This is a genomic window from Flavobacterium sp. N3904 (genome assembly GCF_025947305.1).
Classification (GTDB): domain Bacteria; phylum Bacteroidota; class Bacteroidia; order Flavobacteriales; family Flavobacteriaceae; genus Flavobacterium.
Map to the genome: position 1 here is coordinate 3,469,457 of NZ_CP110009.1, position 12,854 is coordinate 3,482,310.

Consider the following 12,854-nt stretch of genomic DNA (forward strand, 5'->3'; position numbering starts at 1 on the left):
TTTTGTACTCTAATCTTAATTAAAAAAAACAGTATTATGGAAAATTTAGAGAAAATTACAATAGGTGAATATGTTGCAAAAGATTTTAGAACCGCAGCTTTATTTTCAAAATATAGCATTGATTTTTGCTGCAATGGCAACAGAAGCATTGAAGAAGCTTGTCAGAAAAAAGCAGTCAATCCTGATGTTTTATTAGGGGAAATTGAAAATATTTTAGCATCAAAAAGCGATTCAGGAATCGATTTTAATGCGTGGCCAATCGATTTATTGGCCGATTATATTGAGAAAACGCATCACCGTTATGTAGTTGAAAAAACACCTGTTTTGCTTCAGTTTTTAGATAAATTAAGCAAAGTGCATGGGGCAAATCACCCTGAATTGTTAGAGATAAATGAGCTCTTTAAAGGTTGCGCCGAAGAATTGGCACATCATATGAAAAAAGAAGAAATGATTTTGTTTCCTTTTGTAAAGAGCATGGTTCATGCCGTTATCTCGGATGAATTAATTGAGCAGCCACATTTTGGAACAATAGAAAACCCTATTGCCATGATGATGCACGAACACGATGCAGAAGGAGAACGTTTTAGAAAAATAGCAGAGTTAAGTAATAATTACACACCGCCAGCTGACGGTTGCAATACCTATAAAGTAACATTTGCCATGCTGCAAGAATTTGAGGCCGATTTGCACAAACACATCCATTTGGAAAATAATATTTTATTCCCAAAAGCAACCAAGCTCGAAAAGGAATTTTCGGCACAATCATAAACTTATATTAAACAAAAAAAATCAACAACTATGGAGAATTTGTAATAAAGCGAAATTGGAAATACAAGCATTTTGAAAGTTTTAAAATAAAAGATGCAATTGAGAAGAGTTTCAAAAGTTTTTCCATAGTTGTAATAATAGTATTCTTGAAAGTATTGTCATTCAATTAGAAAGACAAGAAAAATGGCTGTTGAAGTGATTCAGAATTTAATAGGAAACATTTTCTCCAAAATAAATACTTCGATGCGAAGGGCGCTTTTATGTTACTTGACCACACCATAAAAATATAGCATGAACCGCTTGTTGTACAGTTTCGAGTTTGTGTGTCTTATTCAACGAAGATTTCAATGGTGAGCGAGGTAGGGAGCAAATAGCCTTCCCCTTTTTAGCAAAACATTGGGTCAATTGGTATTTTTATCCTTTTGTGGATAGAACTCTAACAATAGAAAAAATAGGACATTCATTCGAAGAATTAGGAATCAAAAATCTTTCAACAAAGAAAATTAACTTACATTTTAGAGGATAATTATGAAAAGGAGCTGGATTTTAGTATGTTTTGTCAATTTTTTTATTGCTTCATTGATGGGATTATTACTTCGTTGGATATATATTGTTCCTATTCCGGGAATTAATTTTCAATTTTTAATGCATGGTCATTCTCATGTAGCCATGCTAGGCTGGGTATATTTAATGTTGTATTGCTTAATTTTTCATTTTTATGTTCCAAAAGAGGCACAACAAAAACCCGTTTATAACCGATTATTTTGGGTAACGGAACTTGCTGTAGTGGGTATGATGATTGATTTTCCTGCCCAAGGATATGCCTTTGCTTCTATTCTCTTTTCAACTTTACATATTTTTTGCAGTTACTATTTCTGTTATTTGATGTGGAAAGATACCAAACCAAGCACATTTCCAGAAAAAAAAATGTTGAACACTGCACTGTTTTTTATGGTTTTCTCTACACTCGGAGTTTGGTGTTTGGGTCCTGCTGTTGGAATTATGGGAAAAGAAAGTCCATTTTACCAAATCGCCATTCAGTTTTTTCTTCATTTCCAATTTAATGGTTGGTTTTTGTTTGCAGTTTTGGCTTTGTTTTTCAAACAATCCAAACTAAATATCGACGATAAAAAATTTCGTTTGTTTTATAATTTATTCGTCAGCTCGACAGTATTGACATTGGCTTTGCCGGTGAGCTGGTCGTTGCCGAATCCAATTTTTTATTGGATAAATGCTGTTGGAGTTGTTCTTCAATTGTGTTTGGCAATCGTTTTTATACAGTTAATTCGATCTCAATTTCAAACTTTCTTTGCTCCGCTTTCTTCATTGGAAAAAACGGTTTACCGATTTGCCCTGTTTTCATTGGCTTTAAAAATCATCATTCAGTTGGTGGTTTTAGTTCCTGAACTGGCGCAGGTTTCGCATCAGATTCGGAATTTTGTCATTGGATATATTCACTTGACTATGTTGGGAATTATCACTGGTTTCCTGTTTGGATTTGCGTTGCAAAATGATTTCATAAATTCGAAAAACACGATTCAGAAATTGGGAATCTATATTTTTTTACTGGGATTTGTGGCAACCGAAATCCTTTTGTTTCTTCAGGGCATTTGGCTGTTTTTGAATAAAGGTTCATTCCCCGATTATTATCAAAATTTATTTTGGGCGAGTATCTTTTTGCCTGCCGGACTTTTGCTGATGACGATTGGCATTTTTAAACTAAAATCAAAAATTATATGAACCACCATTTATTATTAATCATTCATCTTTTGTGTGCCACGATTTGGGTAGGCGGTCATTTATTGCTCGTCTTAGGTCATTTGCCTCAGGCGCTCAGGGAGAAAAATCAAAATATAATCCTCGACTATGAACGAAAGTACGAGCCGGTGGGAATGACTGCATTGGTTTTGCTGGTAGTCACAGGAATTATGATGGCTTATAAATATGGCGTGAGCATTGAATATTGGTTTCATTTTGCAACACCAATCGAAAAAGTGGTGTCTACCAAATTGCTGTTGCTTTTGCTAACCGTACTTTTTGCTTTGAGCGCCCAATTCCGAGTATTGCCAAAACTTAAAAACAGTCCCATTAAATTGCCTGAAATGACTTTTCATATTATATCTGTCACCTTGATTGGTGTTTTGATGCTGATTTTTGGGTCTTTTGTGCGTTTTGGAGGGTTTTGATTTTGTCACTTGCCTCTAGAAAATGAATGAATATCAAAAATGGCTTTAGCCAAAAAAGAATGCAATTTTGGCTAAAGCCATTAAAATGTAATTTCTAAATTTTATTCCTCCAGTTGAAGATGGAGGCAAGTCAAAACAGGAATAATTTAAAATTTTGACTCAAAAAAACCTAAACCTTTACTCCTATTACTATGGAGAATAAAAGTAATTTCTTAAATTTGTAAAAAACCGATTATTTTTTCTAAAACCTGCGAATACGGCATTCGAGCCACAATTTTCATTGCCTCACAATCTTGTCAAAACAAAAGAGCGGGACTTAGGGACATTGCCAAAAAAATTGATTCCCCAGAAGCTTTTACGGCCAAAATTCTTCAAATTTTATCCAAAAACAACATTATAAATTCCATAAAAGGCGTAGGTGGCGGATTTGATATTCCTCGAGAAACGATGAAAGATATCAAATTGGCTCAAATAGTAAATGCCCTTGAAGGAGACCGAGTATTTACGGGTTGTGGATTGGGACTAACTCATTGTTCTGAAGACCATCCTTGCCCAATGCACGAAAAATTTAAATCCATTCGAAACGAATTGGCTTACATGCTTGAGAATACAAATCTGGAGGAATTGGCTTTAGGAATAAAGACTGGTGATACTTTTTTACGATATTAACTGAGAACAATCCACAAAAATATACATCGGTGCCGTATTATCCTTATATGTATAGATGCTTAAGTCGCAAATAATTATCTTAACCTAATGACAGATAGAAATATTTTTCAGAGATGCTGTTTCGCTTTATTGATATACAATACACTACGAACCTTTTTTTCTATTGCTAATATAAATCTAATTTTATTATCTAAAATAAAATATTTCGCAGTTCTATTTTAACTATTTAATAATAACCCACAATCCATAGAGAATCGAAATGGCACTGTCCTTGAAATCATGTCACGTTAATAGGAATACTCAGTAAACGTTCCAAATCCTCTACAAAAAAGTTCGACATTTGTCGGGGATAGGTTAATGGACAGAGCAGTTCGATCCAACATTTTTTCCTTAATGGATTAGATTTCTTATAGTCCTGTAACTAATAATCATTAGAAATTATAAGCCAAACTCCCCCTTTAAAAGACATCTTTTAACTCCAATGTTGGCAATAAATACTTTTACATGAGATTTTAATAATAAATCACCATGAAGCCATTTACTTTTGACCAAATACCTGTAATGATGAACAAGATTCATGATAAATTGGAGCATTTGGAAAAACTTATTTTAAGAATCTCTACTATAAAAGAAGATAAGGAAGATATTCTAAATATTGAAGAAGCCTCTAAACTTTTAAACCTATCGGTATCAACTATCTATAGTAAAGTAAGTAGGAGAGAAATTCCAGTTAATAAACAAGGTAAACGTATTTATTTCTACAGACATGAATTAATGCAATGGATTAAGTCAGGTCGGGTAAAAACTTATCTAGAAATTCAAAATGATATTGAGAAAAGGTCAAAAATCTAATATTTAGATTTTTAACCTTTTTTACTTTTTAACCTATCTGTCTAAGTACTCTAATCATACATCACTTAGCCTTTTTTATGTCAGTGATATCATTTATATTCAAAGTTTATAACTATTTTTGTGAAAACAACTCCCATGAGTTATGTTATCTTGATAAGGATACCTTTGTTTTATTTTGCGATAGTTTGCTTAAAATTGTACCATAATTGTACCACTGAAAGTGGAAACCCTTTTAAAGTAAAGAAACTTATTTTCTGTATCGGGAAGTAACCATATCTTTCAATTTAATGGTAAACAATCCTTCAGTATTTATTTTTTTTCAAAATAAAGATAATTCGTAGTATTGCTTCCATCACGTAATCTTATTTTCGAATTATTAAATTCAAACAATTTCCAATTATTATTCAATTTACTGAGCAATTCTGTACTGAAATCTATTTTTAATTCCGTAACGCCATCTTGAATTTTAGTTTCCCAATTCCCAGTTTCCAAAATCGCTCCTTTAGTGGCAACTACAGTTTTATCACTTTTAAATACAAATGAATAACCACTATATGAGGAAGTCTTCTCTGAATCATCAAAAAAATAGGGTATTTCCCAAGAACCTTTTGTTATTGTTTCTACAAAATCAAGTGCCACAATGTTATTTTCTGGGCAGTAATCTATGGCATATTTTATAGCATTTTCAAAATCTAAATTATTCGTAATTGATCGCGTTTGATTGTTATAATCCACTATTGAAATTGGATAATTTAATGAAATATACTGACTGTCGTTCAAATTTTTAATAAAATTGAAAAATGCCTGATCACTAATAATCGAAACCGAACTCCCTACTTGATTTGCGCTATTATAAATATTAATCGTTATAGGATAATTGATATTTAGTCCATTTATTTTTGATAAAAGATCAGGATAACGATTCCAATAATCGATTAAGGAATCAAAATCAGCTTCATTCGGAATTAGCTTTTCGTAGTAATTATAGTAAATCATTGTAACCGGAAAATCTATTTTCACAATATCATCATCGGAAGTATTTGCATTGATATTATCTGTTACTTTTTGATAATCGTCGGTTGTATTAACTGCAATTTTCACATTATTAACAACAACCGTATAAGGAAGTTTTATAGTACAGTAATTGGACTTATCGATTACATTGTCCTGCACTGTTTTCACCATAGCAACTCTTTGCAGATATGAAGTAAGAGGAGAAGTATTATTGACTGTTTCCTGAGTATTATAATCTTGCTTCTCCATTTCACTTTGACAGGAAAGTAAAAACAAGCAAGTTACAATTGATAAATATTTTTTTAAAGCAAACATATTTATATTTTTACAAAGATAATAAAATTAAAAGAAACTGTTTTTAATAAATTCGTAACCAAGGTTTCACTTTTATTTCTAAACTCTTAATTATCAAAAGAAAAATAACATTTCATGCATCTATAAAACAATCAGCTTTACTTTTACCCTACTTAAACTAAAAATAAATACTTTTGCTAAGTACAAATTGAAAATCTAAATGCCAAACAAAACCAAATCAAACACTTGTGACGAAATAATCTTTTCGTCTTTTTTTAAAAGTCAGATAAAAGCACTTAGAAATTTTCTTTTTTACAAATTTGGCAATATAAACCAGGCAGAAGATTTAGCTCAGGAAGCATTTATAAAACTTTGGCAAAACTGTGCTTCGGTTCCAATGGAAAAAGCAAAATCATATATATATACAATTGCAAATAATAGCAGTCTCAACGAAATTGCACATCAAAAAGTTGTTTTAAAATATGAAAAAAACTTCACTGGTTTGGATAAAACAAATGAAAATCCAGAATATCTTTTGGAAGAAAAACAATTTAAAATCAAACTTTTGAAAGCTATTGAGAACTTAAACGAAAAGCAACGCATTGCCTTTTTGATGCATCGAATTGATGGAAAAAAATACAGCGAAATTGCTTTGGTTTTAAATATTAGTATAAAGGCAGTAGAAAAGCGGATTCATTTGGCTTTGCTAAGCTTACGCAAGGAAATTGAGTTATGAAAGTAGGGTAAATTTAGTCGCAGTTGTTTTAATGATATAATACCAGTATAATGAAAAAAGATCGCTTATTAGCAAAATGGCTCAACAATGATTTGTCGGAAGATGAAGTGGCTGAATTTAAAGCAAGTCCCGATTTCGAAAAATACCAAAAAATTAAAAATTATACGGAACATTTGGAGGTAGCTGATTTGGATGAAAACGCAATGTTATCAAACATACTTAAGCAGAAAAAAACGACTCCAAAAATAGTGCCTTTATACAAAAAATGGATGTTTCGAGTTGCAGCCGTCTTTGTCCTTGCACTTGGAATTACCTTTTTGTTGAAAAATTTTGTACCCCAAACACAAATAGCCAATTTTGGAGAAAAAACAACTTTTTCATTGCCTGATAATTCTGAAGTGGTGCTAAATTCCGGCTCTGAAATAAACTATAAAAAATGGAACTGGGATAACAACAGACGTCTTGAACTAAAAGGAGAAGCGTATTTCAGGGTATCCAAAGGCAGACGGTTTGAAGTACAGACCAATCTTGGAAAAGTAACGGTTTTAGGAACTCAATTTAATGTGAAAGCCAGAAAAAACAGATTTGATGTAGTGTGTTATGAAGGACGTGTAAAGGTAAATTATGCAAATACTCAAATACTGTTGACTCACGGACAAAGCGTTAGTTTTGAAAACGGAAAACAAGTGAACATGAGGGTGAATTCATTGAAACCAGAATGGACAGAAAATCAAATTTGTTTTTATAAAGAAAATATCAGGGCCATATTAGACGAAGTAGAAAGGCAATACAATGTTACAATCGAATTAAATACGAAAGACACAAACTCCCTATTTACAGGAAAATTACCAAGTAAAGATTTGGATGTAGCCTTACAAATCATTAATACTACCTATCATTTAAAAGGAATAAAAGTCGCAAAAAATAAAATAATTTTTGACAAAAAATAAATGTTGCGCCCAAAACAATTTCATTTTTTGTTTTTTATATTTTTTCTTGTCTTGAATCTATCTGCTCAAGACAAAAGAACAGTCATGCCTTTTAAAAAAATAATACTTGAAATTGAAGAACAACATGATGTTACTTTTAATTACACTGAAGATAATATAGCAGGCTTACTAATAATTCCTCCAAAAAAATCACTTACCCTAGATCAAAAACTGCTATATCTGGCAAAAGAAACCAATTTATCTTTTGAAAACTTAGGAGATAAATTCATTAATATCTATAAAAAAGATAATGAATCCAAAATAATATGTGCATACGTTTTTTCCAGTTCAGATAAAAAGCCTATTGAAGACGCAAATATCAATTTTATTAATAAAACGCTGATTACAACTGATTCAAACGGTTATTTTGAGTTTAAAAAAAATGATGCCACTATATTTTCGGTTAGTCACATTGGCTTTATAACCAAAAGAATTGAAGTAGATAATCAAGACTCCAAAGATTGTCTCCAAATACTATTAGAACCTGAAATTACAGAGCTTGAAGAAATTAAAACCAATGCTATTTTGGCTTCAGGAATTTCAAAAAACAAAGATGGAGCATTTCAAATTAAGCCTAAAAAATTTGGTATTCTTCCGGGACTAATAGAACCCGATGTCTTGCAAACGATGCAACAAATACCCGGTGTAAACAGCATAGACGAAAGTGTTTCGAGCATCAATGTACGTGGCGGTACAAACGATCAGAATTTATTTTTATGGAACGGAATACGAATATACCAAACGGGACATTTTTTTGGTTTAATATCGGTTTTCAATCCCTATTTGGCACATACCATTTCTATTTATAAAAATGGAAGTTCTGCATTTTACGGAGAAAGTGTATCCAGTGTTGTAGCAATTTCTTCTACTCCTGAAACAACAGAAAAAAACTATTTTAGTGCAGGAATAAATATGATTAATGCTGATATTTATACGAAATACAATCTTTCGAAAAACAATTATATCGAACTTTCGGTGCGCAAATCCATTACTGATTTTGTAGAAACTCCAACTTATAAAGAATATTTTAATAAAGTATTTCAAAACACTACCATCACCGATTTTTCACAAAACCAGAATGTCAATTATCAAAGCGATAAAAAATTTGGTTTCTACGATGCTACTCTTAAATATTTTCAAAAAGTAGGTCTTAAAGATCTATTGATACTAGACCTGATCACCATAAAAGACAATTTACAAGTTTTTCAAAGTGCAACTGCAAATAACATAAACAAATCGGAAAACAATATTTTGCGCCAACAAAATTATGGCGCAAATTTGTCTTGGATAAGAAACTGGAATAACTTCAATACAACTAAAATTAACATTTATAGTTCTTCCTATGGACTTTTGGCCGACCAAAAAAACACCTTTGGAAATCAAATTGTCATTCAGGAAAACATTGTTAACAATAATGGAATTAATTTAGAGAATAACCATATTATTACATCAAAATTTAGTTTTAACGATGGGTATCAATTTAACGAAATAGGTATTACTAATTTAGAGCAGGTAAGTAATCCTGATTTCTATCGAAAAGTTAAAAATGTCCTTAGAACACAAGCATTAATTTTAGAAGGAAAATACAATGACACACTTTCGAGAATTTATTTGAAAGCAGGAACCCGAATTAATTATATTCAAAAGTTTGAAAAATATATTGTAGAACCCAGAATACAATTTAGTTATGGTGTCACTAAAAATCTAAATTTAGAACTGCTAGGCGAGCTAAAAAGTCAAAATTCCCAACAAATCATTGATTTGCAAAAAGATTATTTTGGCATTGAAAAAAGACGTTGGGTTCTCTCAAACAACACAACAATCCCTATTCAAAGAAGCAAACAAATTTCATTAAATATATTCTATAAAAAGAATAATTGGCTGTTGGATATAGAAAATTTTTATAAAAAAGTAGCAGGAATTACAACTTCCAGCCAAGGTTTTCAGAATCAGTTAGAATTTATTCGAACAAATGGCGATTATCAAGTTTTGGGAACAGAGATACTAGTTCAGAAAAAAATAAATCACTTTCTGACTTGGTTGAGTTATACCTATAATAAAAATAATTATTATTTCTACAATTATGAATATCCAAGATTCCCAAATAATTTTGAGTTAATTCATACTTTATCCTGTGCCGCAATTTATGAGAAAAACGATTTCAAAATAGCTTTAGGAACAAAATTATCTTCAGGAAGGCCTACAACCTCACCCCACAGTTCTCAAATTGATCCTTCAAATCCTGTTCTGATTTATAACAAGCCGAATAACACCAATTTAAATATATTTTCACAAGTCAATTTTTCTTCCACTTACCAATGGGAAACTACAAATAGAACCCAATATAAGTTGGGGCTATCTGTATTAAATATCCTAAATAGAAAAAATGAAATCAATGAATATTACAGAATAAGTTCTTTAACAAATTCTATAGAGGAAGTTGAAACATTCGCACTGCAAAGAACTTTAAACATGAGCTTTAGAGTTTCATTTTAATTCTATTTCTACAAGGTTTCAAAAAAATTATTACTCTTTTTTTAATTTTTTTCATAAAATAACAATTCTTTGGTAGGGTAATCTGCATCAAAGCTGTTTTACTATTGAATCCTATTAAAAGGATAAAATGATTCCTTATTAACCCAATAAATTAATTGACTATGAAAAAATTTAAAGCAGCCTGTTCAGTGTTAGTTATAGCTTTTGCAATGATGTCATGTAGCGGAGGTAGTGATGATCCAGTGACTCCTCCAGTGACACCCCCAACAGATGGAGGTGGTGGCTCAACAGTAACCAATCCAACTTATACGGCAAATATTAAAGCAATTATTGATGGAAATTGTATATCCTGCCATGGTCCAGGAGGAGAACAAAGCGATCATCCACTTCTAACGTATGCACAAGTAAGTGCCAGATCTTCGGATATAAAAGAAAGAATAGCAAAACCGGCCGGAGACCCTATGGTGATGCCTAAAGGCGGAAAATTGTCACAAGCTAATATTGATTTGATTAATAAATGGATTACCAACGGTATGCCTAATTAGAGCCACGTATCAAAAAAGGAAAAAAGAAATGAGTAAAAAAGCCAAATTAATTATTTTAATACCTATCATAATTGGGTTGTTTGGCTTTTTCGCCTATAATTATGTCATGTATGGCGGTGCCCGAAATTTGACAACCGAAGAAACCATTTTTGCAGTTACTTCTTCATCCATTAGCTCAGAATTTATCACAAACATTGAAAAAGCAAATGAAAAATACCTTGAAAAAGCAATAACGATAAAAGGAAAAATCACTGCATCTAATACAAACAATGTTATCCTGGACGGGGTTATTATTTGCAGTTGTAACAATCAGGAATTACCAATTAAAACAGAAGAAATAGTAACCGTAAAAGGGAGGGTCGTTGGTTATGATGATTTGATGGGGGAATTAAAATTGGATCAATGTTTTGTAATCAAAAATTAAATTAAATGAATGTAAAATTAATATTTTTCTTATTATTTGGACTTTTGGTTGCAAGCCACGCCTCTGCTCAGGATGATTTGTTAAAGGAATTGGATACCGTAAAATCCAAAGAAAAACAAGTTGCAGTTGCAGCTTTCAAAGGGCTTCAGATTTGCAATATGCAATCGACAAAGTTAGCTGGTAAAGGTGAATGGTATGTGCTGATTTCACACCGCTTTGGCGATTTGACTGAAGGTTTAGACAATTTTTTTGGACTGGATGATGCTTATACAAAATTAGGTGCAATTTATGGGGTTACGAATTGGCTGTCCATCGGACTGTCAAGACAAACCAATAATAAAATTTACGAATTAACGGCTAAATATAGATTTAAAAGCCAAGAAATAGATGGGTTTCCAGTCACGATTGTGGGCTACAATACTATGGATATTAATTCCAATTTAAGCACGGATATCTACCCGGGATTAAAACCCTATAATCGTCTGGCTTATAGCACCCAATTATTAATTTCAAGAAAATTTACTGATAAGTTCTCTGCCGAATTAACACCAATTTATATTCATAAAAACCTATATGATCAAACTACCGAAAAGGAGAATCAATTTACATTAGGAATGGGAGGAAGATATAAATTGACGAAAAGATTAAGTGTGAATTTTGAATATGCGCCTCGAATAGATGCTCCTGAAAATATTGTTTACCATGATTTGCTTTCGCTGGGTTTGGATATTGATACAGGAGGGCATATTTTTCAGTTGGTATTCTCCAATTGTCAGACAATGAATGATGTTTATGTGTTTACTGATGCTACTGGAAAATGGAATGGGGGGAGTCTGTATTTTGGATTTAACTTGTATAGAGTTTTTTAAAATTAATAAAATATACAGATGAAAAAAAAGCAACTATTCTTGATATTATTATGCGGTGCATTCGTTGTTTCCTGCGAGTCAAACACTTATGATGAGATAAGCAAACAAACTGAAAATCCTACTTACGAAGCGGATGTAGAGCATATTATGCATCATAATTGCCTTAGTTGCCATTATGGAACGAATCAATATCCTAATCTGGAAACCTATGATGGCGTGAAAAATGCTTGCATTAATGTTAATTTAGTTTGTAGAATCGAATCGGAAAAATGTGGGGAAAGAATGCCGCAAGGAGGAAAATTGCCACAATCGGATATTGATTTGATAAAACTCTGGGTGGCTAACGGATTTGTGGAAAAATAAACTAAAATGATAAAAAAAACAGCATTCTTGATAATGTGTTTTTTTGTGGGAAACATAATTTTCTCCCAAAAAATGATGACACGAACCGGGCAAATAAAATTTGAGGCCTCTGAACCTTCCTTTGAGCCTGTTGCAGCCGAAAGTAATTCGGTTTCTGCAGTTCTAGATGGATCGAATGGTGAATTTGCTGTATTGGCTTTAATAAAGACTTTCAAGTTTAAAGTTCCTTTGATGGAAGAACATTTTAATGAAAATTATTTGGAGTCTTCCAAATATCCAAAAGCAACTTTTAAAGGTAAAATTATAAATTTTGATGCCTCAAAATTGACTACTTCCGAAAAATACGATTTAGAAGGCGATTTGACCATACATGGTGTAACCAAAAAGATTAAAACAAAAATCACATTAGTTTCAAAAGATGGAAAATTATATGTGACCAATAGTTTTAACGTAAAAGCTCATGATTTTGATATAAAAATACCCAGTATTGTGAAGAGTAAAGTATCGGACGATGTAAATGTTGTCTTTGATTTTATTCTTGATAAAAAGTAATCTTTTCAAAATCATATTATTCAAATCATAAGGCAAGCATATTTTTTTAAGTGACAATTGCATAATTGGAATGACATTTTAAAAAACATGCCCAACC

The 12,854-nt window shown here is 31.8% G+C and carries 14 protein-coding genes; 13 read left to right on the plus strand and 1 reads right to left on the minus strand.

All coding sequences use genetic code 11. The features are described 5' to 3' along the window. Window positions 1-36: 36 nt before the first annotated feature. From ric to OLM57_RS14760, 5 genes are all read left to right on the plus strand, one after another. Complete coding sequence (gene ric, locus OLM57_RS14740) at window positions 37-768, plus strand: iron-sulfur cluster repair di-iron protein (RefSeq protein ID WP_264564451.1); 732 nt, start codon at window positions 37-39, stop codon at window positions 766-768. A 528-nt stretch (window positions 769-1,296) separates the two neighbouring features. Then, a complete protein-coding gene (locus OLM57_RS14745) occupies window positions 1,297-2,508 on the plus strand; it encodes a hypothetical protein (RefSeq protein ID WP_264564452.1) in 1,212 nt (403 codons plus the stop codon). Next, the gene (locus tag OLM57_RS14750) at window positions 2,505-2,954 is read left to right on the plus strand and encodes a CopD family protein (protein ID WP_264564453.1); all 450 of its coding nucleotides are present in this window, start codon (window positions 2,505-2,507) and stop codon (window positions 2,952-2,954) included. Before OLM57_RS14745 ends, OLM57_RS14750 begins: the two co-directional genes overlap by 4 nt. Before the next feature lie 234 nt (window positions 2,955-3,188). Continuing rightward, the gene (locus tag OLM57_RS14755; RefSeq protein WP_264566916.1) at window positions 3,189-3,623 is read left to right on the plus strand and encodes an RrF2 family transcriptional regulator; all 435 of its coding nucleotides are present in this window, start codon (window positions 3,189-3,191) and stop codon (window positions 3,621-3,623) included. A gap of 528 nt (window positions 3,624-4,151) precedes the next feature. Beyond that, on the plus strand, window positions 4,152-4,475 hold the full coding sequence (locus tag OLM57_RS14760; RefSeq protein WP_264564454.1) for a helix-turn-helix domain-containing protein: 324 nt from the start codon (window positions 4,152-4,154) through the stop codon (window positions 4,473-4,475). A gap of 309 nt (window positions 4,476-4,784) precedes the next feature. On the opposite strand, the gene OLM57_RS14765 is transcribed toward OLM57_RS14760, so the two are convergent. Then, on the minus strand, window positions 4,785-5,804 hold the full coding sequence (locus tag OLM57_RS14765) for a hypothetical protein (RefSeq protein ID WP_264564455.1): 1,020 nt from the start codon (window positions 5,802-5,804) through the stop codon (window positions 4,785-4,787). Window positions 5,805-6,003: 199 nt separating this feature from the next. Here OLM57_RS14765 and OLM57_RS14770 point away from each other — a divergent pair, with 199 nt between their 5' ends. The 8 genes from OLM57_RS14770 (at window position 6,004) to OLM57_RS14805 (ending at window position 12,757) form a co-directional block, all read left to right on the plus strand. Continuing rightward, window positions 6,004-6,519 carry an RNA polymerase sigma factor gene (locus tag OLM57_RS14770; RefSeq protein WP_264564456.1) on the plus strand — a complete coding sequence of 172 codons (516 nt, stop codon included), beginning with the start codon at window positions 6,004-6,006 and terminating at the stop codon, window positions 6,517-6,519. Window positions 6,520-6,569: 50 nt separating this feature from the next. After that, on the plus strand, window positions 6,570-7,469 hold the full coding sequence (locus tag OLM57_RS14775) for a FecR family protein (RefSeq protein ID WP_264564457.1): 900 nt from the start codon (window positions 6,570-6,572) through the stop codon (window positions 7,467-7,469). A gap of 84 nt (window positions 7,470-7,553) precedes the next feature. Further along, window positions 7,554-10,004, plus strand: coding sequence for a TonB-dependent receptor (locus tag OLM57_RS14780; protein WP_264564458.1), 2,451 nt, complete (start codon window positions 7,554-7,556; stop codon window positions 10,002-10,004). Between the two features lie 161 nt (window positions 10,005-10,165). Further along, window positions 10,166-10,549: a c-type cytochrome gene (locus OLM57_RS14785; protein WP_264564459.1), complete on the plus strand. Its 384-nt coding sequence runs from the start codon at window positions 10,166-10,168 to the stop codon at window positions 10,547-10,549. Window positions 10,550-10,577: 28 nt separating this feature from the next. Beyond that, entirely contained in the window at window positions 10,578-10,973 is a 396-nt protein-coding gene (locus OLM57_RS14790; protein ID WP_264564460.1) for an OB-fold protein, read from the plus strand. A 5-nt stretch (window positions 10,974-10,978) separates the two neighbouring features. Continuing rightward, entirely contained in the window at window positions 10,979-11,842 is an 864-nt protein-coding gene (locus OLM57_RS14795; RefSeq protein ID WP_264564461.1) for a DUF5777 family beta-barrel protein, read from the plus strand. Between the two features lie 18 nt (window positions 11,843-11,860). Continuing rightward, window positions 11,861-12,205 carry a hypothetical protein gene (locus tag OLM57_RS14800; RefSeq protein ID WP_264564462.1) on the plus strand — a complete coding sequence of 115 codons (345 nt, stop codon included), beginning with the start codon at window positions 11,861-11,863 and terminating at the stop codon, window positions 12,203-12,205. A 72-nt stretch (window positions 12,206-12,277) separates the two neighbouring features. Continuing rightward, a complete protein-coding gene (locus OLM57_RS14805) occupies window positions 12,278-12,757 on the plus strand; it encodes a YceI family protein (protein ID WP_264564463.1) in 480 nt (159 codons plus the stop codon). Window positions 12,758-12,854 lie beyond the last annotated feature (97 nt).

Coding starts and splice junctions, on each gene's coding strand:
- ric (WP_264564451.1), top strand. CDS start 37: ATGGAAAATTTAGAGAAAATTACAATAGGTGAATATGTTGCAAAAGAT.
- OLM57_RS14745 (WP_264564452.1), top strand. CDS start 1,297: ATGAAAAGGAGCTGGATTTTAGTATGTTTTGTCAATTTTTTTATTGCT.
- OLM57_RS14750 (WP_264564453.1), top strand. CDS start 2,505: ATGAACCACCATTTATTATTAATCATTCATCTTTTGTGTGCCACGATT.
- OLM57_RS14760 (WP_264564454.1), top strand. CDS start 4,152: ATGAAGCCATTTACTTTTGACCAAATACCTGTAATGATGAACAAGATT.
- OLM57_RS14765 (WP_264564455.1), bottom strand. CDS start 5,804: ATGTTTGCTTTAAAAAAATATTTATCAATTGTAACTTGCTTGTTTTTA.
- OLM57_RS14770 (WP_264564456.1), top strand. CDS start 6,004: ATGCCAAACAAAACCAAATCAAACACTTGTGACGAAATAATCTTTTCG.
- OLM57_RS14775 (WP_264564457.1), top strand. CDS start 6,570: ATGAAAAAAGATCGCTTATTAGCAAAATGGCTCAACAATGATTTGTCG.
- OLM57_RS14780 (WP_264564458.1), top strand. CDS start 7,554: ATGCCTTTTAAAAAAATAATACTTGAAATTGAAGAACAACATGATGTT.
- OLM57_RS14785 (WP_264564459.1), top strand. CDS start 10,166: ATGAAAAAATTTAAAGCAGCCTGTTCAGTGTTAGTTATAGCTTTTGCA.
- OLM57_RS14790 (WP_264564460.1), top strand. CDS start 10,578: ATGAGTAAAAAAGCCAAATTAATTATTTTAATACCTATCATAATTGGG.
- OLM57_RS14795 (WP_264564461.1), top strand. CDS start 10,979: ATGAATGTAAAATTAATATTTTTCTTATTATTTGGACTTTTGGTTGCA.
- OLM57_RS14800 (WP_264564462.1), top strand. CDS start 11,861: ATGAAAAAAAAGCAACTATTCTTGATATTATTATGCGGTGCATTCGTT.
- OLM57_RS14805 (WP_264564463.1), top strand. CDS start 12,278: ATGATGACACGAACCGGGCAAATAAAATTTGAGGCCTCTGAACCTTCC.